We start from the raw sequence: 25,477 nt of genomic DNA, 5'->3' as shown, positions 1-25,477 counted from the left end.
TTAATCCCGACTGGAGCACTTATCCGCAGATCTCGGCACCTGCTTTAAACGTGCAACAGTAGCCCAACGCGGTGCCTGAACACCCTACCTATATCAGGCAGCTGCTGCGGCCTCTTCCACCAGATGACAGGCGACGCGTGTGCCATTCGACAAAGTCTGCATCTTCGGCGCTTCTTGCGCACAGCGCGCCACCGCAAACGGACACCGCGGATGGAATGTGCAACCCGAAGGCGGTTTCAGCGGGCTTGGAACTTCACCGCTTGCCGGTGTGCGGTTGCGATTGGGAGATTCAATGTTGGGGATCGTCTGCAACAAAAGCTGCGTATAGGGATGACGCGGCTGCGCGAAGAGTTCTTCCGTATTACCCTCTTCAACAATCCGCCCCAGATACATGACCGCGATACGATCGGACATGTGGCGAACGACGCTCATATCATGGCTGATGAAGAGGTAGGTCAGGCCCAGCTCATCCTGCAAGCGGCGCATAAGATTGAGCACCTGCGCCTGCACCGAAACGTCCAGCGCCGAAGTCGGCTCGTCGCAAACAAGAAACTCAGGCTCGCTCGCCAAGGCACGCGCAATTGAAATGCGCTGCCGTTGCCCACCGGAAAACTCATGCGGAAACTTTTCGCCGTCGGAGGGTGAAAGCCCGACAGTACGCAGAAGTTGCTCCACGCGCTCGGTGACTTCCGCCGCCGTCTTACGCAGTTTCAATTCCCGCAATGGCTCAGCGATGATGTTCTTGACGCGCCAACGAGGATTGAGCGAGGCATAAGGGTCCTGAAATATCATCTGCGCCGTCAATGGCGCACCACTTTTGCCGGGCGCAAACCGCATTTGGCCGCTTGTCGCGCCATGCAATCCGGTGACCAGTCGGGCCACGGTTGACTTTCCGCATCCACTTTCACCAACGATACTCAGACAACCGCCTGCTGGCACCGTAAAGCTGATATCGTTGACAGCCTGGAGGTACTGGCGCGGCTTGCGCTCGATCACTCTGTTGAGCCATGGAGCCGAGACATCAAATGTCTTGACCAGACGCTCGACGGTCAAAGCCGCAGTTTCTTTCGACGGATTCGTCATACGCTGCCTCCTGCGTTGAGCCAACAAGCGCTTGCGCCAAGGTTGGGGTTTTGACTGATAAGGTTGAGTTCGGGGCGCTCCTCAAGACAGCGTGGCACCGCGACCTTGCAACGCGGATTGAAAGCGCAGCCCTTGGGAATAGCGTCAAGACGCGGCATTGAGCCATCGATCTGATTCAGCTTTTCCACGCGCGCACCAAGCGAAGGGATCGAGGCCATCAAGCCCTGTGTATAGGGGTGACGCGGCTTATGCAGAACCTGTTCGACAGGCCCGATCTCAATCAGTCGCCCCGCATACATTACGGCAATGCGATCAGCGGCTTCGGCAATCACGCCCATATCGTGCGTAACGAGCATAACGGCGGTTTGCTTTTCCTTGCAGAGTTTCCGCAGGAGCGAAATGATCTGTGCCTGGATCGATACGTCCAGCGCCGTCGTCGGTTCATCGGCAATGACGAGCTTAGGGGAAGCGGCAAGTGCAAGTGCAATCACCACGCGCTGCCGCATACCGCCCGAGAACTGATGCGGATACTGGTTGACGCGGTCCTCCGGCGAAGGAATGCCAACATCGCGCAGCAACTGGATAGCCCGTTCACGCGCCTGAGCCTTGCCAAGACCAAGATGCCGCCGGATCGTTTCGACAAGCTGCGCGCCCACCGTGAACAGCGGATTGAGCGAGGTGAGCGGATCCTGAAAGATCGCGCCGATTTCACGTCCGCGAATTTTCTCCATGGCGCGGTCATCCAGTGTGTCTATCCGGCGCTTGCCAAGCCACACTTCACCGTCGGCGATATGCCCAGGCGCTTCCAGCAGGCCCTGAATGGCCAGACCGGTCATCGACTTGCCAGCACCGGATTCACCCACAACACCAAGGATTTCACCGGGCCGGATCGACAGGCTGACATCTGACAGAGCGGTAACCGTGCCATGACGCCCTGGAAAATCCACGCGCAGATTGCGCACTTCAATGATTGGTTCTTGCATGTCATGCATTGAAATCACCTTCTATCGGATAGCTGGAAGGGAAGATTTCCGCGACAGGAGGATGGTTCCAGCTGCGCTCGGGATATTTGGCGATAAGTCCGTCGAACTGGGCCTGTGCCTGACGACGAGCTTGTTCCATATCCAACCCTGCAAGCTTTCGATTAATCATGGAAGCGCGGCCATCGACAAAGACCGCGCGCGTGATCTTGCCCGAACCGCCTGTGACAATGGTCGTGATGGGGTCAACTGTCGCGGCCATGATGGTATCGTCGAGATCGAAGATCGCTATATCCGCTCTCGCACCCCGTGAGAGGTGACCGAGATCATCGCGTCCGAGTGCTTTTGCGCCACCAATGGTCGCCGCGTCAAAAAGATCGGCTGACCGCAAACGGTCCGGCGCACCATCGGCGATGCGGCCAGCGATAAGGCCCGTCAGCAAATTCATGAGCATATCTGGCGGCGTGGTATCTGTGCCCATGGCAATATTGATCCCCCGCTTGCGGCAAGCGGAGAAGGATTTGAGGATCGAACCGCTGCGTGCCGATACCAGCGGACAATGCACAATGGAAACGCCATTGGCCGCATAGAGGCCCAGATCTTCATCTGTGGCATTCGTCGCGTGAGGTGCAATCATCCGGTCGCTGAGCAGACCATGTTTCGCAAGCCAGACCGGAGCAGTCGAGCCATGCAGCATCCGCACAGTATCGACTTCCATCGTGCCTTGAGCCATGTGAAGACGGAACTTGCAGCCAAGGTCGCGCGCCGCTGCATCAGTGCGTTGCAACAATCCAAGTGTCGAAGTCTCGACCCGATCCGGGGCCAACATACCGCGCACCAGATCGCCGTGACGCCCATTCTGGCGCTCGATATAGGCAATGGCGTCTTTCAGCCCCTGAAAACCACGCTCTTCGTCGAAAACCGGAATAATCTTTCCCGGTTCTTCCAGAACCATACCGCCGGAACGGTAGGCAGGACTCAGGTAAACGCGTAGCCCCAGTTCACCAGCCGCCTCGGCAGCAGCATCGAACTCGGCAACTGTTTCGCCCCATTCTCGATAGAATAGAGAGGCGATAGGCGCTGCCGTGGTGATCCCGTTCAACAGGAGTTGGCCGAACGCAAAGCGCTTTTGAAAAGCCAGCTCGTCCTGACTGTACATCTCATAAGGGCCAGCCTCGATATAAGACCGTGGCCAGACGCGACCCTTGGCCCAACCAGGATGGTTGTCTATGCCAAGAATGGTGGTGTCGAGGTCCGACAAGGCATCAAGATCAATGAGACCCGGCGAGATTAGCGCATTGCCGAAATCGATGCGGCGCGCCAGTTCTCCGGTGAAGCCATGTCCAACAAAGACAATCTCGCCGTGTTCAAAAACGACTTCACCATTGCGCAAAAGCGTATGGCCGCCATCCTTGTGCCCAACCACCCAACTGGCAGTAATCAGAGTCCGTCCATCAGGTCGCTGACCGAGGGTTAATGTGTCCATAGCGTTGTTCATCACGGCATCTCCACCACAGCAACGCCGTTGCGTGCAGTGACGCGACCGTTCTTGACCACCAGAGGGCGCGGCGCGATATCCACCACGGCATGGGCCAATGTTTCACCCGTCAAAAGGGTGAAGTCGGCATTGCAGCCCACATCGAGACCATAGTTTTCAAGACGCATCACATCCGCGCCGCCTTGAGAGACGATGTACAGGAGATGTTCCAGATCATGGTCCGAGCGGACGCCGTTTTTCATGCCGATGATCTTGGCACGATCCAGCATATCCGGCTGGCCCCAAGGTCCCCAGGTGTCGCGAATGCCATCACAACCACCACCAACGCGCACGCCCGCTTCATTCAGGCGTTTGATCGACGGCACCGTGGCCGATGGCGCGCCGGTCGTCAAAATTGCGACATCCAGAGCCGCGATCTGTTCGATCAACTGGCCGACGCGCAAATAATCATTCATGCCGAGCGCGAAAGCATGGCTGATCGCCACCTTCCCTTCCATACCGTTGGCGCGGATACGCTCAAAGATGAGTTCCATCGTGAACGCGCCAAGATCGCCGGTCTCATGCAGATGAATATCAATCGGTACGCCGTGCTTGAGTGCGAGCGCGAACAGAATATCGAGCTGACCCTTTGGGTCGCGATCAATACCGCATGGATCAATACCCCCCAGAACTTCACAACCCTGACGCAAGGCCTCATCGAGCAATTCTTCCGTACCAGGCATGACCATCAGACCCGACTGCGGGAATGCAACGATCTCGATATCGATGATGCCTTTCAGCTTCTCGCGTGTTGCCCAGACGCCTTCGACCAATGACAATCCGTGAGTGGGGTCGATATCGACATGGCTGCGGATATGCGTTGCGCCATGGGCAGCAAGACCGATTGCATGACGCATTGACTGACGATGCGGATCAAGGCCGATTTCCAGTCGGTGCTCGCGTTCGAAGTCGATACGTTCGCGCAGGATCGCGGCACGATTATTGACATGCCAGGGCATGCCCCAGGTCGTCTTGTCGAGATGCGTATGCGCATCAATCAGGCCGGGCGCCATGATTGCATTGCCACCATCTTCGATGGCCATACCCGGCTTCGCCTCGAACCGTCCGAAACCCGCAATCTTCCCATCCTTGATCAAGACATCGCACGTATCGCCAGCCATAGGGCGCACATTGCGGAGCAAAAGATTGTTCATCGATATTACCTCAGTTTCGGATTGAGAGCATCGCGCAGCCAGTCGCCAAGCATATTGACGGCCACGACCAGCAGGCAGAGCTGAATGACAGGGAAGAGCACGATCCACCAGGAACCGGAAAACAGGAACTGGTTACCGATGCGGATCAGTGTCCCGAGAGAAGGCTGGCTCGGCGGCATGCCGATACCGAGGAAGGACAGCGTGGCTTCGGTAAGAATGGCCATGCCGAAGTTAAGCGTTGCCGCCACCATGATGGGCGTCAGCGTATTGGGCAGAATATGCCTTGCCATGATGCGGCGCGCCGGAACGCCGATCAGACGGGCGGCGGATACATAATCCTTGCCGGTTTCAACGATGGCCTGAGCGCGGACAGTACGGGCATATTGCACCCATGCGGAAAGCGCGATGGCCAGAATGAGAACCGCGGATGCTCCGACCTCGCGCAGGCTGACAGGCAACATCTGTCGCACGACGGTTGAAACCAGAATGGCGACCAGAATGGTCGGGATCGACAGCGTGATATCGCCGATGCGCATCAGTAGATTGTCGATAAAACCGCCGAAATAGCCTGAGACCAAACCGGCACTCATGCCGATGACCAAGGAAAGCACAACGGAAGCGATGCCGATAACGATGGAAATGCGCGTGCCATAAAGAATGGCTGACAGCATATCGCGCCCTTGCGTGTCGGTGCCCAGCAGGAAGGGCCATTCGCCGCCGTCTTCCCAGATAGGCGGCAGCTCTGCTTTCCACATATCGAGTGCAGCGCCATCATAGGGGTTTTGCGGTGCAATGAGGGGTGCAAACAATGCCGTCAAGATCAGGATTGCAAGCAGTGCTGCGCTGATCATTGCGGTCTTGCTGTGTGTGAACGACCACCACAAGTCGCTTTTACGAATCCGCTGTACAACCGACGGGCGGGAGATGGTAGTGGTTTGCGTGGTTGGGGTGCTCATCGGCTTTGACTCCACAATCGGTTCCATGGGCAACTCAACGCGCCGTGCGCAGGCGTGGATCGATCACCGCATAGGCAATGTCCACGAAAGTGTTGAGTACAACGAAGATGAAGGAAATGATGCAGAGATAGGCTGCCATGACCGGGATATCGAGGAAGGTAACGGCCTGAATGAACAACATGCCCATGCCCGGCCATTGAAACACGGTTTCGGTGATCAGCGCGAAGGCGATCAGCGAACCGACATTCATCGCTGTCATCGTCACAACCGGCATAAGGCAGTTGCGAAGCGCATGACGGAAATAGATACGCCAGCGCGGAATACCGCGGGCACGGGCGAATTTCACGTAGTCCGAACGCAGCACTTCCAACATTTCTGCGCGAACCAGACGCATGACAAGCGTGACTTGATAAAGCGAGAGCGCAATGGCCGGTAGCAAAATCGCGATACGACCGGAATGCGTCAACAATCCCGTGGACCACCAGCCAAGCTGTACGACATCACCCCGTCCGAATGCCGGGAACCAGCCAAGCGTGACCGAAAAAACCAGAATGAGCAGTATACCGACCACAAAACTTGGCAGCGAAACACCGACAATGGAGAGAAACTGTAATCCCTCCGTATACCATTTGCCACGTTTAATTGCTGTTAGTACGCCAAGAGGAAGGCCAAGCAACAACGAGATCAAGGTGGCCACCAGCACCAGTTCCAGTGTTGCCGGAAACCGCTCGGCGATAAGGCCAAGCACATCCTGACCATTGCGATAGGAAATGCCGAAATTGCCCTGAGCGGCGTTCACCACGAACCGGGTATATTGTGTCATCAGGCCATCGTTAAGCCCCAGACGCTCACGCAGATTATCGCGGTCGGCCTGTGTCATCTGTTCGTTGGCCATCATCTCGACGGGGTCGCCCGCCAGACGAAAGATCAAAAAGGCCAGCAAGGCAACAGCCAGCATGACCATGATGGCATTGGCCAGACGCTTGATGATAAAAACCAGCATGTGAATTCCTTGGGAACAGGACGCTCCGGAACGGCGTGCCCCGGAGCGTCTTGATGAGACTATTCGGCAAAATGCGTCAGCCAGTGACGCGGCTTGTTGTCTGGCAACTGGACGATATGATCAATCTTATTCGACATGACCCACGCCATCGGCTGTTGATGCAGCGGCAACATGACGATCTCGTCCTTGACCATTTGCAAGGCCTTTGTCTGCAACGCTAGCCGCTTGCTGCGATCCATCTCCGTGGATGCCTCAATGATCAGCTTGTCGATTTCCGGATAGCTCCAGCCACCCCAGTTGAAAACACCAGCATTGTCTGTCTTGGTTTCAATCATTTGCAACAGAATGGAATAGCTGTCGAGCATGGGCTCTGTCGCCCAGCCTATGATATAGACATCGGCCTTGCCGCCCGTGCGTTTCGGTGCCTGCGCAGCCGTTGGTGCAATATCAAGCTGCGGCTTGAAACCGCCCCGGCTCAGCATGTTCACGAGCCCCTGGCACAGTTCTTCCTCGTTCACATAGGCATCAGTTGTACAAACCAGTGTGAACGGAAAATCCGTGGCGCCAGCCTCGGCCAGAAGCTTCTTGGACAAGGCCGGATCAAAGGCCAGAGTGGTATCCAGTTCCGGCGTGTAGCCCGGAATTTCCGGCGCAACCACCGCACCTGCCGTGCGCGACTTGCCGCGCATGATGCGCTTCTGTATCAAATCACGATCAAGCGCATGTGCGAAAGCCTGACGCACACGCAAATCGTTGAATTTATTTTCCGATCCATTATCGAGCTTCGGCTTGCGATTGAAACCCATCATGACTGTACGCAAATCGGTACGTTCCATGACCTTCAGGTCAGGCTGTGCCTGAAGGCGCGGCAAATCCTGCGATGGCGCACTTTCCGTAAAATTGACTTCTCCAGAGAGGAGCGCCGCCACGCGTGTCGCAGCCGAAGTGATCGGATTGAACTCGATGCGGTCGATGTTTGATTTCGACGTTTTGTCCCACCAGTCCGGGTTCTTAACCAGAATGGTTTTGGAATCCGGTACGCGGCTTTCCAGCTTGAACGGACCCGTACCATTGGTGTGGTAGGTTGCATAACCTTCAATCTTGGCACCAACGTCAGTCGGCTTTTCCGAATTATTGGTCTTCAGCCAGCCCGCATCGAAGATGTGAATATTGGTGAGGTCGTTGAGGAGCAGCGGATAAGGGCCGCTCAACTCGATATCGATTGTGTAGTCGTCCACTTTCTTTGAGGACTTGTAGGCAGGCAAATTACCACGCAGCGGCGAAACCGGATCGCTCACGCGCTTCAATGAAGCAAGCACATCGTCGGCATTGAAATCAGCGCCATCATGAAACTTGACGCCCTTGCGCAGATGAAAGCGCCAAACCGTCTCGGAAACATTTTCCCAAGATTCAGCAAGGGCAGGCTCGATCTTCAGCTCGGCGTCGTAGCGCACGAGGCCTTCATAGATGTGATTGAGGAAGGACAGTGTATAGCTGTCGCCATAAGAATAGGGGTCAAGCGAATAGATATCGCGCGCAGCGCCCCATTTGAGCGTTTCGGCGTGGCCAGCCAAAGTCAGCCCAGCCAGCATTGTGACCGCAAGGCCAAGTTTTCTTAACATAGATTTTGCTCCGCTTCTGGAAATTTGCGCCTCCTTTTTTGGAGGTCTGTTTTCATGCATCGTTGCATCCGTTTCGGTGCTGCGTTTCAGTGTCTGCTCACGCCATGCAGGCGGGTAATACTGATTTCTCCTTTTTTGGGGTGACCTGCCTCCCAGATCACGAAATGGAGTATTGCCAGTCGATATAAGGTTGTCAACGTAATTGTAGACAATTTTGTGGGTTTCAATAACCTATTTGTCGACAACTGTGCTCTACAATTGGTCAGGCGCTGCCACATTTCTGAGCAGCAATCAAAGTGCGGCTTTTGAATGAGTGTTGTCGCATCTCCAGATTGTGCACCACATAAAAAAAGCGCCTCACCAAGGTGAAGCGCTTTTCGGTTTTCGCTTTGCTGGCCTTACTCGGCCATTTGCGTGTGCCAATGACGCGGCTTGTTATCGGCCCGGAAATCCACGCTCTTGACCTTGTCCAGCATGCCCCAAGCGATAGGCTGCTGATGAAGCGGGATCAGAATAGCCTTGTCCTTGGCAACTTTCAGCGCCTGTTCTTCCAGCGCCAAGCGCTTCGCCGTATCCGGCTCCTGCGCCGCTTTTTTCATCAGCTCATCGAGTTCAGGATAAGACCAGCCACCATAGTTGGATACGCCGGTCGAACCGCTGCGCGTGGAAAGCACCTGCGAAAGCAACGAATAGGCATCGAGCGTCGGCTCATTGGCCCAGCTCAGATTGAACATATCGGCCTTGCCATTGGTGCGCTTGGGCTGCTGAACGGCACGCGGCCCCATATCGATGGACGGTTCGAACCCGCCACGTTTCATCATATTGGCGATGCCCGAGCAGATATCTTCCTCGTTGATGCTCTCATCATTCATGCAAAGATAGTTGAAAGTCAGGCCTTTCTGACCAGCATCTTCAAGCAGCTTTTGGGCAAGCTTGGGATCGGCTGGCTGATAAGTGTCGAGCGCTTTCGAATAGCCTGCGATTTCCGGCGCAATCAGCGAACCGGAAGGACGCGCCAGACCGCGCATGATTTTCTTGTTGATGAGATCACGATCGATACTTGCCTCGACGGCCTGACGCACGCGGACATCGAGAAACGGGTTCGGACGCCCATCCTCAAGCTTCTCCTTGCCGTTAAAGCCGATAAATACTGTGCGCAGCTCGGTGCGTTTGTCGACCTTGATGCCCGGCGTCGATTCCAGACGCGGAATATCCTGAATGGGTGCTGAATCGACCAGGTCAATTTCATTAGAGAGAAGCGCCGCAACGCGTGTCGCAGCCGAAGAAATCGGAATGTATTCGATGCGATCCAGATTGTGCTTTTTCTGGTCCCACCATTGATCATTGACGATCAGAACCGTCTTTGAATCAGGTACACGGCTGTCGAGCTTGAACGGGCCCGTGCCGTTGGTGTTATGCGTAGCATAATTCTCGGTCTTGGACGCGATATCGGTCGGCTTTTCGGCGTCATTATCCTTCAGCCACTTCGCGTTGAACATGAAAATATTGGTCATGTCATTGAGGAACAGCGCCGACGGTGCCGAAACCTCGATATCCACCGTGGAATCGTCCACTTTCTTGACACCAACATAGAGCGGAATATTGCCGCGCAGAGGTGATGTCGGGTCGGAAACACGGTTCATCGAGGCCACAACGTCATCAGCCGTAAAATCTGCGCCGTTGTGGAACTTCACGCCCTTGCGAAGGGTAAAACGCCAGAACTTGTTATCGACCAGCTTCCATTCGGTAGCCAGCGCAGGCTCGATCTCGAAGTTCGGGCCGTAACGGATCAGACCTTCGTAAATGTGGTTCAGGAAAGCCAGATTGGATGTGGACGGAACAGAATCTGGATCGAGCGAGTAGATATCCGCACGACTGCCCCAACGTAACGTAGCCGCGTCGGCAGAACTGGCCAGCGCCGGCGCCGCAATAGCAGCTGCCGTCAGGGCCGATATAAAAAACCTATTTAAACGCGACATGCTTTTCCCCTCATCTATAACGATAAGATTGTTGGACTGAATTTCGTCGCAGTATCTTAATCCATTCTTTTATTGTCAACGATATTGTCGCCAATTAAGTTCAAAAACATCGACACATCGATATGAGACCGCACAGTGTCAAACGCTGTCGTCTTGGACATAAAAAAGGGGAAGATATGACTGGATTGCTGCTGCTTCACGGGACTGTCGTGACAGTCGATAAAACACGGCGGATCATCGAAGATGGAGCTGTAGCAATCGAGAACGACAGAATTGTCGATATTGGCACATCGCAGGAACTCGCTCCTCGCCATACTGACAAGAATGCAATCGACTGCCGTGGGAAGATGCTCATTCCGGGCCTCATCGACGCGCACGGCCACGCTGGTCACGCGCTGATACGCAGCATTGCCGCCGACACCAATTCACTCTGGATGCGGATCGTCACACCAACCTATTATCATTATGTAACCCGCGACTACTGGTACGCCGATGGCCTCGTTTCCGGTCTGGAGCGACTGCGCGCAGGCGTAACAACCTCTGCCAGCATCATCACCTCCATGCCGCGCAGCGACGATCCGGTCTTTGCAGCCAATCACGCGCGCGCCTATTCGGAACTCGGTCTGCGCGAGATCATCTGCGTTGGCCCCGCTGGACTACCCTGGCCGCAATCGGTGACGCGATGGGAGAGCGGCAAGCCTGTGCGTCACACTGTTTCATTCGAAGAAATGATTGAGGGCGCTGAAGCCACCGTCGAAAGCCTTAACGGAACAGCCGAGGGCCGCATTAAGGTTTTTCTGACGCCTTTCACAATCGTCCCTTCGGTCGAGCCTTCTAACGCTTCCACACCGGATTTCGCGGTCAATCTGACGCAGAACGACCGGATGCAAGCGCGTCGTATTCGCGAAACGGCACGCAAATGGGGTGTGCGCATCCATTCGGATGCCTTTGCCGGGCAAATTCGGATGGCTTATCAAGATAAGGAAAACGCGCTGCTGGGTCCTGACGTGCATTTGCAGCACTGCTGGGGCATCTCTCATGAGGAAATTGATATCCTCGCCGAAACGGGCACCCACGTCACCCATGCGCCGCCCGGACGTTCCACGCCGATTATGCAGATGCTGGCGCGGGGCGTGCCTGTTGCTATTACGTCCGATGGCGCAGCGCCGAGCCGCCATTTCGATATGCTGCAGGTCGCGCGGATCGCGCAATCGACCCAGCATATATTGCACAATCACGACCGCTACCTTCTGCCGCCCGGCAAAGTTTTCGAGATGATCACCATCGACGCAGCGCGTGCGATTGGTATGGATCATGAGATCGGTTCTCTTGAAACTGGCAAGAAAGCGGATATCGCGATCATCGATATGCGCAAACCGCATCTGACACCCAATTGGATGCCCGTCCATCGGCTGGTTCATCAGGTTCTTGGCAGCGATGTTGATACCGTCATCGTCGATGGCAAGATTATCATGCAGGACGGCGTGGTCCTAACTGCTGATATGCACGAGGCGCTTGCCTTCGGTGAAGCAGAGGCGCGTGCGCTGGTTGCAAGAGCCGGACTGGACGCCCATATGCACGATCCGGGCTGGGGGCAGTTGCAGCGCACTTTCGAACAGCCGGTCGTACCGCCCTCACCGCCCGAATGTTGAAGGTAGCGGCCATAATCCGTCGGTCGATAGCGCTTACTGAATAGGTTTCAGCTATCCACAATATTACTCAATGGCGATCCGAAAGCGCCGTTGAACCCGCGATAGCGCTGATGGCTGCGATTGAGATGTGCCTGCATCGCTTCACGTGCCTGCTCTGCATTTCCGGCGCTGATCGCTTCACAAATCGCGCGATGCTCGATGACCGTGTTCTGGATATAATCAGGCGTGATAAGTGAGGGGTTCAGATCCCGCGAAAATGCTGGCTGTGGCAGTATTTTCAGGCTCATGACGCTGAAAAACTCGATAAACGCCAGATTATTGGTTGCTTCCGATATGGACCGGTGGAAAATGAAGTCCAGTTCATCCAGCGCTTCTTCATTTTCAATAGAAGCCTCGAACTGCTTCAGCGCATCCCACATGTTTGCTTCCTGCGCCCATGACCGGCGCTGTGCGGCCAATCCGGCGGCATGGACTTCAAAAGCCATACGCAACTCAAGCAAATCCATAAATGGAAGCGAAAGCCGCGCCAACGGCTCCAGCATGGAATCGTCTGAAACGGGAGATGCTGCCTTTCCGGGATCGCGAATGAATATTCCGACCCCGTGCTTTGCTTCCAACAATCCGTCAGAGCGCAGAGCCGCCACAGCTTCCCGGATAACCGTGCGGCTGACACCAAGCTTGTCCCCAAGTTCGACAAGGGTCGGCAACTTGTCGCCGACCTGAAGCGTACCGTCACCGATCAGTGTCTTGAGGCTCTCAATCGTTCGCGCAGTCAGTGTTTTCAATATGAGGCTACCCCGGTGAAAATATCGTCTTTCCATGGTGATACGCGGTAAGCACGCTCAAGACAAGATACTATCATCATATCAGTGATAATATCACTTAAAATCACGCTTCGCTGTGCCACTCAATCTGGTGCCCCGTGGAGCGCCTAACAGGCACTATCGGAACAAAATGCCTCGACAAAAGTAGATATTCAGCCACTTAGGACAGCCCTCTGAATTCGTTCAAAGATTGATCAACATGCTGTTTTCCATATCGTAATGTCCAGTATCAATCGCTTTTTTACCAAAATAGACGCCCGAGATTCATTCTTGACAAGTGATATTATTTCAGCAAACCTAACATCACAAAAAGGCGCCATGTGATATTATCACTACGCAGTTGCAGGTAGTTCCATGCTACAGCAATTGCAGAACAGGCGAACAAAAACAGGGGAATTCGAGATGGGAATCGTTTCTTCCAGACTGGCGGAGTTGGGCCTTGCCCTGCCCAGTGTGACGGCCCCGAGCGGAACCTATGTTCCGTTTCGGTTGAGTGGAAGCACACTCTACATTTCCGGACAGGTGCCGCGCGTCAATGGCGTTGACCGTTATCTGGGCGTCGTCGGCGACACTATGGATATAGCGGAGGCGTATCAGGCAGCGCGTGTCTGCGCGCTCAATCTTCTGGCACGCGCCTCAATGGCCGTTGATGGCGATCTCGACCGCATTTCGGCCTGTTTGCAGGTGCGCGGCTTTGTAAATGCCGTGCCCAGCTTCAAAGACCATCCCGCCGTTATCGATGGCGCCTCCGATCTTCTGGTCGAAGTTCTCGGCGAGAAAGGCCGACATGCCCGCACGGCATTGGGAGCAGGCTCTCTGCCACGCGGATTTGCTGTCGAAGTCGACGCCATTTTTGAAGTTCAGCCCTGAGCGGGCAATTTCCGTTCTGCCTACACATATGAAGCGAGAGATAGATGTCTGAACAAGCCATCACGATGAGCGCGGTCAATAAATGGTATGGCCAGCTTCACGTACTCAAGAATGTGGATCTACACGTGAAGCGGGGCGAACATATCGTTCTGTGCGGCCCTTCCGGTTCGGGTAAATCAACGCTTATTCGCTGTATCAATCATCTTGAAGAGATTCAGGACGGCACCATCGATGTGAATGGAACACGACTAGGCAACAAAGGGGCCAATGTCGATCATATCCGGCGCGACGTCGGTATGGTGTTTCAACAGTTCAACCTTTTCCCCCATATGACCGTACTCGAAAACTGTATGCTGGCGCCGCGCCGCGTACATAAAGCTTCAACAGCCGAGGCCAAAGAAAAGGCCATGCATTTTCTCAAGCGGGTGCATATCGCCGAACAGGCCAACAAATATCCAGCCCAGCTTTCCGGAGGTCAGCAGCAGCGTGTGGCCATTGCTCGCGCGCTTTGCATGGGGCCAAAGATCATGTTGTTTGATGAACCCACATCAGCGCTTGATCCTGAAATGGTGAAAGAAGTCCTCGATACCATGATCTCGCTTGCGGACGACGGTATCACGATGATCTGCGTAACACATGAAATGGGTTTTGCGCGCGCCGTTGCGCACCGTGTCATCTTCATGGATCGCGGGGAGATTATCGAAAGCGCCCCTCCTGCAGAGTTTTTCGGCAATCCCAAGCACGAACGCGCCAAGGCATTTCTGGGCCAGATTCTCAATCACTAACCACAAAGGGGAACCAGACGAAATAACGGGAGCTTGCCAATGCAATATAGTTTCGACATGGGGCCGGTTCTGGCGGCCTGGCCGCTGCTGCTAAGCGGCGCATTACAAACCCTAAAGATATCCTCCATCTCGATGGCGCTTGGTTTGATGCTCGGCATTGTCTTTATGTTGATGCGCATGAGCTCGATACGAACCGTATCCCGGGTGGCATTTGCCTATATCGAATTGATCCGCAACACGCCGTTTCTGGTGCAGGTATTTTTCATCTTCTTCGGAATGCCTTCCCTTGGCGTCACCTTGACAGCCACACAGGCGGCAATTCTCGCCATGACGCTCAACTGCGCAGCTTATGCAGCCGAAATCGTGCGCGGTGGGGTGGACTCCATCAATAAGGGGCAGGTGGAAGCAGGACGGGCGCTTGGTCTTCACACACTTGAAGTCTATCGCTTCATCATCTTTCGGCCAGCCATTCGCGCGGTTTACCCAGCGCTTTGCAGCCAGTTCATTTTGATGATGCTCAATTCCAGCCTGGTGGCTTCAGTTTCCGCGGAAGAACTCACCTATGTCGGTCAAATGATCGATTCCGAGACATTCCGCAGCTTCGAAGTCTATTTCGCACTCGGCGTTATCTATCTCGCGCTTTCGCAGTTCTTTTCCCTTGTTCTCCAACTCATTGGCAGAACTTACTTTTCCTATCCGACGAAGTGAGGCAGACCGATGATACGCAGTTTCGGCTTTGCAGAATTCTTGTTCATTCTTGAAGGGGCTCGCTGGACAGTAATCCTGTCACTCCTCGCTTTCGTCTTCGGTGGTGCCTGTGGTCTCATCGTGGCCCTTGGACGCACCAGCAACAAGAAATGGCTTCGCTATTTCATGGCGACACATATCCAGATCTTTCAGGGCACACCGCTGCTGATCCAGCTTTTCTTCGTCTATTTCGGCCTGCCGCTGCTCGGCATTCATGTCGATGTCTGGGTCGCGCTGATCATCGGTCTTTCGCTCCATACCAGTGCATTTCTCGGTGAAATCTGGCGGGGCAGTATCGAGGCCGTATCGGCAGGGCAGGATGAAGCGGCCCGCGCGCTTGGTATCGGCTATATCCGCCGCATGTCGGATGTCGTGCTTCCCCAAGCCTTTCGCATCGGCCTGCCCGCAACGATTGGCTTCCTCGTCAATCTGATCAAGGGCACCGCCCTTGCGGCTCTGCTCGGCCTGACCGAACTCACACGCTCGGGTCAGCTGATGGCCAACATCACTTTCGAGCCACTCAAAGTCTACGGCGCTGTCGGTCTTGTCTACTTCGTGATCTGCATTCCGCTCACCTATTACAGCGCCCGGATTGAAAAGCGGATGAATGCATCCCGTTGAATAACAATAAAACAACCAGAGGTAAGAACATGTTCAATTCTAGTTTCGCTCGTTCCGACGCTTCACTCGGCTTCACGTTCGGTCTACTCGCATCCGTATGCATCGCCACAGCGGCTGGCGCCGCTACGCCCGAGGAAATCAAGGCCAAGGGCACCGTTACCATCGGCGTGCAGATGGACCAGTTTCCATGGGGCTTTATCGATGAGAACGGCAAAAATGGAGGCTATGACGTCGATGTTGCTGACCTGATTGCCAAGGAACTGGGCGTTCAGATCAAGTTCGAGCGCATTACCGGTCAGAACCGTATTCCGCTTCTCACCAATGGCATGGTCGATTTTCTCGTTCCATCCATGACCATCACGCCAGAGCGCGCCAAGGTCATTCAATTCGCCATTCCCTATTCCTCCAATGACATCACTGTCTGGGGCAAGAACGACGTTGATATTAAGGGCAATGATGATCTGGGTAAATACATCATCGGCGTTAATCGCGGCAGCGTTTTCGAACCGGTCCTGAAAAAGGTCGCGCCCGCCAACACGCAGATCAAGCGCTTCGATGATGATGCGACTACCGTGCAGGCGCTCCTGTCGGGTCAGGTCGATGCCATTCTGGGCAGCGTGACCTATGGGCTGGTGATCGACAAAACTGGCAACAGCGGCAACTACGGTCGCAAATACAAAGTCGCTGACAATTTCCAGGCAATGGCGGTACGCAAGGGCGATCAGGAAATGCTCGACTATCTAAATGATTTTGTCACGCGCCATACGGCGGACGGTTCACTCGACGGTCTTTACAAAAAGTGGATCGGTGTGGATCGCGCAAAGCTGCCGACCACCCTTGATGGAGTGGACTTCACCGGCAAGAACTAACCACAGACTGACTGGTGAACGTCTGAACGTTCCGAGTTAGCCGAGGCACCGCAAACAACATTTATGAACCGGCAGGCACCACCTGTCGGTACGAGGAAACACGTGCATGAACCGTGGCCTTCCAGCCCGGCCCCGCACTTAACGCATAGAATCTGATCTTGGGAGTTAGGCAAGACATGACAATAGATGGCAAACTGATCAGGGTTGGCGTCGACATTGGCGGAACCTTCACCGATGTGGCGATGGAGGTTGGTTCGACACTGCACTCAACCAAGGTTCTGACCGATTACGCGTTTCCTGAAAATGCAATTGTCAAAGCCATTCGCGAGGTAGCGGAAAAGGCTGGGATAGCGCTGAACCAGATCGATACGGTGATCCATGGCACCACTCTTGCGACAAACGCTCTGATCGAGCGTCGCGGTGCAAAAACGGCGCTCGTCACGACCAAAGGCTTTCGCGACGTGATCGAAATGCGCACCGAAAGCCGCTTCGAACAATATGATCTCGATATTGTCCTCCCGGCCCCGCTGGTCGACCGCAGCGACCGGTTCGTCCTTGATGAGCGCATGGGCGCAAGCGGCGAAGCGCTTAAGCCTCTGGATGAGAGCGAGATGGAAGCGCTTTGTGATCGCATCGTTGCGCAAGGCTATGAGAGTATCGCTGTCGGCTTCATCCACTCCTATCTCAATGGCGAACATGAGCGCCGTTTCCGCGACAGACTGCTGGCCAGAAAGCCTGATCTTTCCGTATCGATTTCGTCGGAAGTCTCGCCGCAGATGCGTGAGTTTCAACGCTTCAATACCGTCTGTGCCAATGCCTATGTCAAACCTTTGATGGCCTCTTACCTCAATCGTCTGGTAGGCCGTCTTCACGATGAAGGGCTTGTTGCACCGGTCTTTATGATCCACTCGGGCGGTGGCATTATCAGTGTCGACAGTGCCATTGAGTTTCCCGTTCGTCTGCTTGAATCCGGACCGGCGGGCGGCGCGATTTTCGCAGCCCATATCGCAGCCAATCACAAGCTTGATCAGGTCGTGTCCTACGATATGGGCGGCACTACCGCAAAAATCTGCCTGATTGAACAGCAGACGCCGAAAACGTCGAAGACCTTCGAAGTGGCGCGTACCTATCGCTTCAAGAAGGGCAGCGGCATGCCAATCTCTATCCCGGTCATCGAAATGGTTGAGATTGGCGCAGGCGGCGGTTCGATTGCAACCGTCGATTCCATGCGTCAGATCCGCGTCGGTCCTCATAGCGCAGGCTCCGAACCGGGACCGGCTTGCTACGACCGCGGCGGTGTCAACCCAACCGTAACCGACGCCGATGTTATCCTCGGTCGCCTTGATCCCGACAGCTTTGCTGGTGGGTCGATGAAACTGTCGCGCTCGGCATCCGAAAACGCCATGGATGCAGATATTGGCAGCAAGCTGGGTTCAGATATCGCAACCTCGGCTTATGGTCTTAGCGAAGTTGTCGATGAGAACATGAGCAACGCCGCGCGTATGCATGCGGTGGAAAACGGCAAGGAACTTTCCGAGTTCACCATGATCGCCTTTGGCGGCGCGGCCCCAGTTCATGCCGCGCGGCTTTGCGAAAAGCTTGGTGTCAATGATCTGCTGATCCCGCCTGGCGCCGGTGTCGGCTCTGCAATCGGCTTCCTGCGTGCGCCTTTTGGTTTTGAATCGGTCCGCAGCGCTTATAGCCGCATCAGCCGCTTCGACGCCAATGCGATCAATACTGTGATTGCCGAGCTGGTGCAGGAAGCAACCTCCTTCGTGCGCTCGGGCGCACCCAGCGCCAATCCTTCACTCGAATGCACTGCTTATATGCGCTACGTTGGTCAGGGATGGGAAGTGCCGGTCACCATCGAAGTTCGTGATTATACTCAAGCGGATGCCTCACTTTTCAGCTCGCTTTTTGATGAGTGCTATGAACGCTTCTTCGGTCGCGTAATCGATGGGCTGGATGTCGAAATTGTCAGCTGGTCGCTGCGCGCCAGCGCAGATGCTGCGGTACCAACCCCCGCCAAACCTGTCACGAAACAATCAACCGCAACAATATCCGGCAAGCGCAAGGTGTTCGACGTTCTTGAAGAACGTTTCCTTGACGCAAGCGTGGTTGATCGCAGCGATATGAAACCGGGTGACTGGATCGCCGGACCAGCCGTCATCACAGAACGCGAGACATCGACCATCGTGACCTCAAGCCGCGAAGCGATCATGCAGGCCGATGGTTGCCTGTTGCTGCGCGCCAAGGCTGCCTGAAGGAGTTTACCCATGTCAGTGAAACCTATTTCCGATGTCCACATGCAGATCATGTGGAACCGCCTGATCTCGGTCGTTGAAGAACAGGCCGTAACGCTCATTCGTACAGCCTTCAGCACCAGTGTGCGTGAATCCGGCGATCTTTCAGCTGGCGTGTTCAATCGCGCCGGGCAAATGATCGCGCAGGCCGTGACCGGCACGCCCGGCCATGTGAATGCGATGGCGGAAGCGGTTGGCCATTTCATCAACGATATCGGGCGCGAGAATATCTTCGAAGGTGATGTCTACATCACCAACGACCCGTGGAAAGGCACCGGTCACCTGCACGATTTCACCGTCGTATCACCAAGCTTTCGCGATTGCGCGCTGACAGGTTTCTTCGCTTGCACCGCCCATGTGGTGGATGTGGGCGGACGTGGTTTTGGCCCCGATGCCAACGAAGTTTATGAGGAAGGCATCTTTGTACCGATCATGAAATTCGCGGAACGCGGGGTGGTCAACAAGGATCTCGTGAACATTTTGCGCAACAATGTTCGCGAAAGCCATCAGGTCGTCGGCGACGTCTATTCCCTCGCCGCCTGCAACGAAATCGGGCATCGCCGCTTGATGGATATGATGGATGAGTTTCGGCTCGACGATCTGGAAGGGCTGGCCGAATTCATCTTCAAACGCAGCTATGATGCAACGCTTGAAAAGCTGGCGGCATTGCCGCACGGCACTTATTCCAACGTGATGCGGGTTGACGGTTACGGCGATCCTATCGATATCGCGGTGCGTATCGACGTCCATGCCGATCACATACTTGCGGACTTCAACGGCACATCTGCACCAAGCCCCAAAGGTATCAATTGCCCGCTGATCTATTCAGCTGCCTATGCCTGTTACGGCCTGAAATGCTCGATCGCGCCGGAAATCCCGAACAATCACGCATCGCTTCTCCCCTTCAAGGTGATTGCGCCGAAGGATTGTATCTTGAACGCGCAGCACCCTGCCCCCGTTTCCGTCCGCCACGTGCTCGGCCATCTGGTGCCCGATGCAGTGCTTGGCGCTGTCCATAAGATGCTGCCCGGTCGAGTACCAGCGGAAGGCTCAGGCGCGCTTTGGAACCTTCATGTTAGTGCGCGTCCGCTTTCCGGCGACAAGGCCCCCAAAGACGGCGGCCAGCGTGCCGAGGTTCTTCTGTTCAACAGCGGTGGAGCCGGTGCCCGCTCCCATCTCGACGGGCTGAGCGCCACCGCTTTTCCAAGCGGTGTTCATTCGATGTCCATCGAGGCGACGGAACATGTCGGTCCGGTTATTTTCTGGCGCAAGGAATTACGCGACGGTTCCGGCGGCGCCGGAAAATTCCGTGGCGGGCTTGGTCAGGTTGTCGAGATCGCGCCGACTGACGGACATGAGATCTACTTCAATGCCATGTTTGATCGCATCAAACACCCGCCGCGCGGGCGTGAAGGTGGCGAGAACGGCGCACCGGGCGCCGTCCTGCTCGATGACGGTTCGGTGCTCAACGCCAAGGGCCGGCAGCATGTCCCAGCAGGACGCAGGCTGATCCTGCAATTGCCGGGCGGCGGCGGCTATGGCGCTGCGGATGAACGGTGCCCGGAGGCCAAGCAGCGCGACAGAGAATTCGATTATGTCGTGAATGGTTGACCAGCAGATCCTGTCAGAAGCCGCCTTTAGGGCGGCTTCCCCTTTCCCGACCCACAAACAAGAGCATTGTAATGCAATATGAAAATAGACGATCGGCGGGCATCCAGTCATCGCCGAGCATGGCTGTTTCGATGGCCGCCAAAAAGCTGCGTGCCGAGGGGCGAGACATTATCGATTTGTCGCTGGGCGAGCCGGATTTTGAACCGCCGCGCCATGTTCTCGATGCTGCCTGCACAGCGGTCAATGCCGGCGGTATTCGTTACGGAGCAGCAGCCGGAACCGAAGCGCTTCGCGCCGCGATTATCGCCAAGTTCAAGCGTGACAATCATCTTGATTTTTCACCGCAAGAGCTGACCGTCGCCAATGGCGCAAAACAGATCTTGTTCGATGCGTTCCTCGCCACGCTCGAACCGGGCGACGAAGTGGTTATCCCCACACCTTGCTGGGTTTCTTACGGCGATATCGTTTCCTTGCATGGCGGCACACCGGTCTATGTTGAATGCCGGCCGCAAGATGATTTCAAACTGACAGTACAACATCTTGAGAAATCCATCACACCACGCACGCGCTGGTTGATGCTGAACTCGCCATCCAATCCCACCGGCGCGATCTACAGCGCTGCGGAATATCAGACGCTCGCGACAGCGCTGGAAAAACACCCGCGTATTCTCATCCTTTCCGATGAGATATACGAGCACATCTTGCTACGCGACCATCCCTTCGTTTCCTTCGGCAGCGTCTGCCCGCAATTGCGGGAACGAACTCTCATCGTCAACGGTGTCTCGAAAGCCTACGCGATGACGGGCTGGCGAGTTGGCTATGCAGCAGGTCCAAAGGCGCTCATTGCAGCGATCAACAAGATGCAGTCGCAAAGCGTCACATCCGTTTGCAGCATTGCGCAGGCGGCCGCAAAAGCAGCACTCGATGGCGACCAGAGCTTTGTGCACGAAGCGGCACAGACTTTTCGTCGTCGCGCCGATCTTGTCGCAACCCATCTGTCGGAAATACCCAATATCGACTTCCGCCAGCCGGACGGCGCATTTTATGCGTTCATCGGTGTCAGCAGACTGATTGGCAAAACGACCCCCGCAGGCGCGACGTTAGAAAGCGACACTGATCTTGCGGGATATCTGCTCAATGATTTTGGCGTATCCAGCGTGCCTGGTATCGCTTTTGGCGCGCCCGGCTTCATCCGCGTGTCCATTGCCGCTTCTGAAGCAGAACTGACCAAGGCCTGTGAACGCCTGAAAGAAATGGCCGCGTCACTGTAAACGCGGCCTTTATTGCGTCTTATAAAGGAACCGCGGGTGATGGACCCGCGGTTTTTCCTCTTGATCGCTCAAGCCGCCTGTTTGCGGCTATATTTACCGATGAGCGCTTCGAGAAGGCCTTCTTCCTCTCTGGTCAGATCGCAAAGCGGAGACCGAACCTTCCCGGCTTTGAAGCCCTGAAGACGCACGCCTGCCTTGATGGCAGCCACGGCATAACCCTTCTGCCGGTTGCGGATTGCCATGAACGGATAGAAGAACTCGTTGAGAATACGCTCGCATGTGGCGCGTTCACCCGCCCTCAGGGCACGATAGAATTCCACCGCCAGACCAGGAACGAAGTTGAAAACGGCTGAAGAATAGGTCGTGAACCCGGCGCCCAGATAGGCTTCGGCGAAGAGTTCCGCCGTCGGCATCCCGCCCAGATAGGTCAGGCGATCGCCCATCTTGGCCGTAATCTGGCGAACGAGCCCGATATCGCCCACACCATCCTTGAAACCGACAAGATTGGGGCACTCATCACACAAGCGAGCCAGCGTGTCGGCCTGAAGAATAGCATTATCACGATTATAGACCATGACGCCGATGCCAATCGACTGGCAGATACGCTTGACATGTTCGTAAAGACCCAGCTGAGGCGCATCGATCAGATAATGTGGCAGAAGCAATATGCCGTCCGCTCCAGCATTTTCAGCCGACTTGGCAATTTCAATCGCCATTTCCGTCCCATAGCCGCAGCCCGAAACAATCGCTGTGCCGCTGTTGCCAGCGGCCTCCTTTGCCGCAGACACGATGGTCGGAATTTCACTCGGGCGCAGAGAAAAGAACTCGCCGGTGCCGCCGGCGGCGAACAATACCGGTGCATCGAAGCCCGAAAGCCATTCTACATGGGCTTTATAGCTTTCCGGCGCAAACTGCCCCTCGGCATCGAAATGCGTTACCGGGAAGGAGAGCAATCCTGCTCCTAGCTTTTCCTTGATCTGCTGCGGTTCCATATGTTGACCCCTTTTTTGATGTCTGCATATGACCTAGCGCATTCAGATATTATATGTCAATAACTTATATTATAAGTTAGAGCGAACTTGCCTGAGAATGCTGCGGTATCGCATCTGACTCCCCTTCAAGTGCCGCCGCATTGCCGACCGTGCAGCCTCTTCGTCACCATTGGAAATGGCCTCGATGATCTGGGAGTGCTCCTCATGAATACGCGCGATATAATCGGCAGAATTTGTATCTGACTGGGACTGTAAAGCCGCACGCGGAATAACACCGCTGCCGATCATCGTCAGGAACTCGCGAAAGCGAGGATTGTTGGCCGCATCAGCAATCGCCAGATGCAACGCGAAATCCGCCTCCGCTGTCGGTTGCCCAGCTTCCAGGCAGGTGACTACTTGCCGGTGGCAGTTGATGATAGCCTCTTCCTGTTGGGGAGAGCGACGCAGCGCTGCAAGTCCTGCAGCCTCTACTTCTACGCCTGTGCGCAGCTCGAGCAGCTCAATGACCGATGAAACCCGGTCATAATCTAGGTTGTGAAATGGCAGAGTTTCCGCTGATTGCGCCTCAAGCACAAAAACCCCGGCTCCCTGCCGGGCCTCGACGAGCCCGTCGGCTCGCAGGGCAGCCACCGCCTCGCGAATAACCGTGCGGCTGACCCCGTAGGCTTCAGTCAGCTTTGCTTCGCTGGGCAGTTTCATTCCCGGCTTGAACTCACCGGACTGGATCAGTTTTTTCAGCTCGCCACTGACTTTGACAACAAGATTGCCCGCAGGACGGGCAGATGTTTCATTGCTTCTTGTTGCCATCATCGCGGTCCTGCACATTGTTTTCCGTACTCCTGTGGTAGCAGGCCCGTGGAGTGCTCACAAGTCAGGTGATACGAGTTATCAGTGTTATCGTCTATTTCGTCAAAACTTGTATGATGAATTTGGGGCGCCTCATGAAAACGCCGATCTGCGTGAAACAGACCGGCGTTTTGGTTTCAAAAGGCAGCGTTGGCTCAAGGCCAAGCTGCACCCCATCATTTCTTGGATTTGAATTCCTTTTGATAGACTTCGTCAGCCATCGTCCGCAATGCGCGCCCGATGGCTGCATATTCATACTCGTTGAGATTGGCGAGCGATGCGCGGCCAGCCGGTTGCTGCGTACCAAAGCCTGTGCCCGGCAAGAGAACGATACCGGTTTCGTCGGCAATCCGGAACAAGAGCTCAGTCGGCGATATGTTCTTCTTGACCCATGCAGCAAACTCGTCGCCATAGAGTCGGCCCGCGATGTCTTCCAGATCGAGAAGTGTGTAATAATCCACTTCATTGACGTCGCTCTGCGGTTCCAGTCCAAGCTCGCGATACAATGCAGCCTCGCGATTGCGGATCAGTTTCTTCAACTCTGCCTTGTAGGCATCCTTTTCATCCATCAGACCGAATAGGGAAAACAGAACCATCTGGACCTGCTGCGGTGTGGAAAGACCCGCAGTGTGGTTGAGGGCGACTGTGCGGCTATCGGCGACAAGACGGTCGATGAATTTCAGTTTTGAAACATTGGGCACCAGCGATGAATAGCGCTGATCCAGTTCCTTCCTGGCCGATCCCGACAAATCCTTCAGCTTTGCGTCCAGCACGTTGTCCTTCTGCATCGCGATTGCGCCGAGGCGCCAGCCCGTTGCGCCGAAATATTTCGAGAACGAGTAAACCAGCATGGTGTTGTATGGGCATATTGCGAAGATCGATTTGAAATCATCGGCAAATGTGCCGTACACATCGTCGGTCAGGATAATGAGATCAGGACGCTTTTCCTTGACGATCTTGGCGATCTGCTCCAGCCCGCGCTGATCCACTTTAACCGAAGGTGGATTGCTGGGGTTAATCAGGAAGAAGACCTTGACCGATTTGTCGAGCAGCTTGTTCAGCTCGGCTTCGGGATATTGCCAACCCTGTTTCGGGTCCGCGTTGATGTGCACTTCTTTCAGCCGATAATTGTTGAGTTCTGGAATTTCGATATAAGGCGTGAAGGCGGGCATACCGATTGCAACCGTGTCGCCTTCGGCAACAATTTTGTTCTGCTTCAATGTGTCGAAAATGTAGGTCATGGCGGCCGTTCCGCCCTCGACCGCAAACAGATCGAGTTTATCGGAGCTCATATAGCCGCCGATCATTTCGCGGACGAGATAATGTTTCACTATCTCTTCGCTGATTTTCAGCATACGCGGCGGTACCGGATAGTTACAGCCGAGAATGCCTTCCACCATTTCATGAAGATATTCGGATGGAGAAAGGCCCAGCTGGTCACGGACGTAGGAAAGCGACCGTCCCAGAAACTGGACGCCCGGCTGATCGCTATGGTCGGAAATAAAGCGCTGAAACCGCCCTTCGATACCCTCAATCTTGGGAAGTCCGCCGACGCCCGTCGAGAGATAGGAATAAGATAGCTCGGCTTCTGCGACAGCGAACAGGCCCAGACGCAGGAAAGCCCGGCGCGGCAAGGTGGCCAGAAAATTCGGATTGCCGCGACCTGCATTCAGCATGGCATGGTTTGCTTTGCTGGAGGCAAGTTCGATCAGCGCGTCCTTTAGCTCAAACGGGCTCAGCTTCGCATATTTGCTATATTCATTCTTCGCCAT

Annotated in this window: 21 protein-coding genes; 9 read left to right on the top strand and 12 right to left on the bottom strand. The window is 55.1% G+C overall.

The annotated features are described in order from the left end of the window. Window positions 1–93: 93 nt before the first annotated feature. From D8666_RS10920 to D8666_RS10885, 8 genes are all read right to left on the bottom strand, one after another. Window positions 94–1,083, bottom strand: a complete 990-nt coding sequence (locus D8666_RS10920; RefSeq protein ID WP_121537838.1) for an ABC transporter ATP-binding protein — start codon at window positions 1,081–1,083, stop codon at window positions 94–96. After that, window positions 1,080–2,075: an ABC transporter ATP-binding protein gene (locus tag D8666_RS10915; protein WP_121537836.1), complete on the bottom strand. Its 996-nt coding sequence runs from the start codon at window positions 2,073–2,075 to the stop codon at window positions 1,080–1,082. Before D8666_RS10915 ends, D8666_RS10920 begins: the two co-directional genes overlap by 4 nt. Beyond that, window positions 2,068–3,561 (bottom strand): amidohydrolase family protein, encoded by a 1,494-nt coding sequence (locus D8666_RS10910; protein WP_121537834.1) that lies wholly within the window; start codon window positions 3,559–3,561, stop codon window positions 2,068–2,070. The genes D8666_RS10915 and D8666_RS10910 overlap by 8 nt, the downstream gene beginning before the upstream one ends. After that, the gene (locus D8666_RS10905) at window positions 3,561–4,754 is read right to left on the bottom strand and encodes an amidohydrolase family protein (RefSeq protein ID WP_121537832.1); all 1,194 of its coding nucleotides are present in this window, start codon (window positions 4,752–4,754) and stop codon (window positions 3,561–3,563) included. Before D8666_RS10905 ends, D8666_RS10910 begins: the two co-directional genes overlap by 1 nt. 5 nt (window positions 4,755–4,759) lie before the next feature. Further along, on the bottom strand, window positions 4,760–5,710 hold the full coding sequence (locus D8666_RS10900; protein WP_121537984.1) for an ABC transporter permease: 951 nt from the start codon (window positions 5,708–5,710) through the stop codon (window positions 4,760–4,762). 34 nt (window positions 5,711–5,744) lie between these two features. Continuing rightward, a complete protein-coding gene (locus D8666_RS10895; RefSeq protein WP_078337171.1) occupies window positions 5,745–6,713 on the bottom strand; it encodes an ABC transporter permease in 969 nt (322 codons plus the stop codon). A gap of 59 nt (window positions 6,714–6,772) precedes the next feature. Next, the gene (locus D8666_RS10890) at window positions 6,773–8,335 is read right to left on the bottom strand and encodes an ABC transporter substrate-binding protein (protein WP_121537830.1); all 1,563 of its coding nucleotides are present in this window, start codon (window positions 8,333–8,335) and stop codon (window positions 6,773–6,775) included. Between the two features lie 398 nt (window positions 8,336–8,733). Further along, window positions 8,734–10,314, bottom strand: coding sequence for an ABC transporter substrate-binding protein (locus D8666_RS10885; protein WP_121537828.1), 1,581 nt, complete (start codon window positions 10,312–10,314; stop codon window positions 8,734–8,736). A 176-nt stretch (window positions 10,315–10,490) separates the two neighbouring features. Between D8666_RS10885 and D8666_RS10880 the strand changes: the two genes are divergently transcribed. After that, window positions 10,491–11,966 carry an amidohydrolase family protein gene (locus tag D8666_RS10880; protein ID WP_121537826.1) on the top strand — a complete coding sequence of 492 codons (1,476 nt, stop codon included), beginning with the start codon at window positions 10,491–10,493 and terminating at the stop codon, window positions 11,964–11,966. 47 nt (window positions 11,967–12,013) lie between these two features. On the opposite strand, the gene D8666_RS10875 is transcribed toward D8666_RS10880, so the two are convergent. After that, window positions 12,014–12,751 (bottom strand): FadR/GntR family transcriptional regulator, encoded by a 738-nt coding sequence (locus tag D8666_RS10875; RefSeq protein ID WP_109366038.1) that lies wholly within the window; start codon window positions 12,749–12,751, stop codon window positions 12,014–12,016. A gap of 441 nt (window positions 12,752–13,192) precedes the next feature. On the opposite strand from D8666_RS10875, the gene D8666_RS10870 reads away from it, so the two are divergent. The 8 genes from D8666_RS10870 (at window position 13,193) to D8666_RS10835 (ending at window position 21,867) form a co-directional block, all read left to right on the top strand. Continuing rightward, window positions 13,193–13,660 carry a RidA family protein gene (locus D8666_RS10870; RefSeq protein ID WP_109366039.1) on the top strand — a complete coding sequence of 156 codons (468 nt, stop codon included), beginning with the start codon at window positions 13,193–13,195 and terminating at the stop codon, window positions 13,658–13,660. 44 nt (window positions 13,661–13,704) lie between these two features. Further along, window positions 13,705–14,445 carry an amino acid ABC transporter ATP-binding protein gene (locus D8666_RS10865; RefSeq protein ID WP_121537824.1) on the top strand — a complete coding sequence of 247 codons (741 nt, stop codon included), beginning with the start codon at window positions 13,705–13,707 and terminating at the stop codon, window positions 14,443–14,445. 39 nt (window positions 14,446–14,484) lie between these two features. Continuing rightward, complete coding sequence (locus D8666_RS10860; protein ID WP_121537823.1) at window positions 14,485–15,153, top strand: amino acid ABC transporter permease; 669 nt, start codon at window positions 14,485–14,487, stop codon at window positions 15,151–15,153. 9 nt (window positions 15,154–15,162) lie between these two features. Next, window positions 15,163–15,813, top strand: coding sequence for an amino acid ABC transporter permease (locus D8666_RS10855; protein ID WP_121537821.1), 651 nt, complete (start codon window positions 15,163–15,165; stop codon window positions 15,811–15,813). Window positions 15,814–15,842: 29 nt separating this feature from the next. Then, window positions 15,843–16,682, top strand: coding sequence for a transporter substrate-binding domain-containing protein (locus tag D8666_RS10850; protein ID WP_121537819.1), 840 nt, complete (start codon window positions 15,843–15,845; stop codon window positions 16,680–16,682). 176 nt (window positions 16,683–16,858) lie between these two features. Continuing rightward, complete coding sequence (locus D8666_RS10845) at window positions 16,859–18,946, top strand: hydantoinase/oxoprolinase family protein (protein ID WP_121537817.1); 2,088 nt, start codon at window positions 16,859–16,861, stop codon at window positions 18,944–18,946. Between the two features lie 12 nt (window positions 18,947–18,958). Next, entirely contained in the window at window positions 18,959–20,596 is a 1,638-nt protein-coding gene (locus D8666_RS10840; protein ID WP_121537815.1) for a hydantoinase B/oxoprolinase family protein, read from the top strand. Window positions 20,597–20,667: 71 nt separating this feature from the next. Then, entirely contained in the window at window positions 20,668–21,867 is a 1,200-nt protein-coding gene (locus tag D8666_RS10835) for a pyridoxal phosphate-dependent aminotransferase (RefSeq protein ID WP_121537813.1), read from the top strand. Between the two features lie 68 nt (window positions 21,868–21,935). On the opposite strand, the gene kdgD is transcribed toward D8666_RS10835, so the two are convergent. The 3 genes from kdgD to D8666_RS10820 all read right to left on the bottom strand — a co-directional run bounded on the left by kdgD (window position 21,936) and on the right by D8666_RS10820 (window position 25,477). Further along, window positions 21,936–22,859, bottom strand: coding sequence for a 5-dehydro-4-deoxyglucarate dehydratase (gene kdgD, locus D8666_RS10830; protein ID WP_121537811.1), 924 nt, complete (start codon window positions 22,857–22,859; stop codon window positions 21,936–21,938). A 69-nt stretch (window positions 22,860–22,928) separates the two neighbouring features. After that, the gene (locus D8666_RS10825; protein ID WP_371830806.1) at window positions 22,929–23,669 is read right to left on the bottom strand and encodes a FadR/GntR family transcriptional regulator; all 741 of its coding nucleotides are present in this window, start codon (window positions 23,667–23,669) and stop codon (window positions 22,929–22,931) included. 212 nt (window positions 23,670–23,881) lie between these two features. Then, complete coding sequence (locus D8666_RS10820) at window positions 23,882–25,477, bottom strand: bifunctional aspartate transaminase/aspartate 4-decarboxylase (RefSeq protein ID WP_121537809.1); 1,596 nt, start codon at window positions 25,475–25,477, stop codon at window positions 23,882–23,884.

It is taken from the genome of Ochrobactrum soli, from assembly GCF_003664555.1.
Taxonomy (GTDB): Bacteria; Pseudomonadota; Alphaproteobacteria; order Rhizobiales; family Rhizobiaceae; genus Brucella; species Brucella teleogrylli.
This window is presented reverse-complemented; position numbering and strand designations above follow the sequence as displayed.

Coding starts and splice junctions, on each gene's coding strand:
- D8666_RS10885 (WP_121537828.1), bottom strand. CDS start 10,314: ATGTCGCGTTTAAATAGGTTTTTTATATCGGCCCTGACGGCAGCTGCT.
- D8666_RS10835 (WP_121537813.1), top strand. CDS start 20,668: ATGCAATATGAAAATAGACGATCGGCGGGCATCCAGTCATCGCCGAGC.
- D8666_RS10890 (WP_121537830.1), bottom strand. CDS start 8,335: ATGTTAAGAAAACTTGGCCTTGCGGTCACAATGCTGGCTGGGCTGACT.
- D8666_RS10860 (WP_121537823.1), top strand. CDS start 14,485: ATGCAATATAGTTTCGACATGGGGCCGGTTCTGGCGGCCTGGCCGCTG.
- D8666_RS10870 (WP_109366039.1), top strand. CDS start 13,193: ATGGGAATCGTTTCTTCCAGACTGGCGGAGTTGGGCCTTGCCCTGCCC.
- D8666_RS10855 (WP_121537821.1), top strand. CDS start 15,163: ATGATACGCAGTTTCGGCTTTGCAGAATTCTTGTTCATTCTTGAAGGG.
- D8666_RS10865 (WP_121537824.1), top strand. CDS start 13,705: ATGTCTGAACAAGCCATCACGATGAGCGCGGTCAATAAATGGTATGGC.
- D8666_RS10825 (WP_371830806.1), bottom strand. CDS start 23,669: ATGATGGCAACAAGAAGCAATGAAACATCTGCCCGTCCTGCGGGCAAT.
- D8666_RS10850 (WP_121537819.1), top strand. CDS start 15,843: ATGTTCAATTCTAGTTTCGCTCGTTCCGACGCTTCACTCGGCTTCACG.
- D8666_RS10840 (WP_121537815.1), top strand. CDS start 18,959: ATGTCAGTGAAACCTATTTCCGATGTCCACATGCAGATCATGTGGAAC.
- D8666_RS10915 (WP_121537836.1), bottom strand. CDS start 2,075: ATGCATGACATGCAAGAACCAATCATTGAAGTGCGCAATCTGCGCGTG.
- D8666_RS10820 (WP_121537809.1), bottom strand. CDS start 25,477: ATGGCGAAGAATGAATATAGCAAATATGCGAAGCTGAGCCCGTTTGAG.
- D8666_RS10910 (WP_121537834.1), bottom strand. CDS start 3,561: ATGAACAACGCTATGGACACATTAACCCTCGGTCAGCGACCTGATGGA.
- D8666_RS10845 (WP_121537817.1), top strand. CDS start 16,859: ATGACAATAGATGGCAAACTGATCAGGGTTGGCGTCGACATTGGCGGA.
- D8666_RS10900 (WP_121537984.1), bottom strand. CDS start 5,710: ATGAGCACCCCAACCACGCAAACCACTACCATCTCCCGCCCGTCGGTT.
- D8666_RS10920 (WP_121537838.1), bottom strand. CDS start 1,083: ATGACGAATCCGTCGAAAGAAACTGCGGCTTTGACCGTCGAGCGTCTG.
- D8666_RS10880 (WP_121537826.1), top strand. CDS start 10,491: ATGACTGGATTGCTGCTGCTTCACGGGACTGTCGTGACAGTCGATAAA.
- D8666_RS10895 (WP_078337171.1), bottom strand. CDS start 6,713: ATGCTGGTTTTTATCATCAAGCGTCTGGCCAATGCCATCATGGTCATG.
- D8666_RS10905 (WP_121537832.1), bottom strand. CDS start 4,754: ATGAACAATCTTTTGCTCCGCAATGTGCGCCCTATGGCTGGCGATACG.
- kdgD (WP_121537811.1), bottom strand. CDS start 22,859: ATGGAACCGCAGCAGATCAAGGAAAAGCTAGGAGCAGGATTGCTCTCC.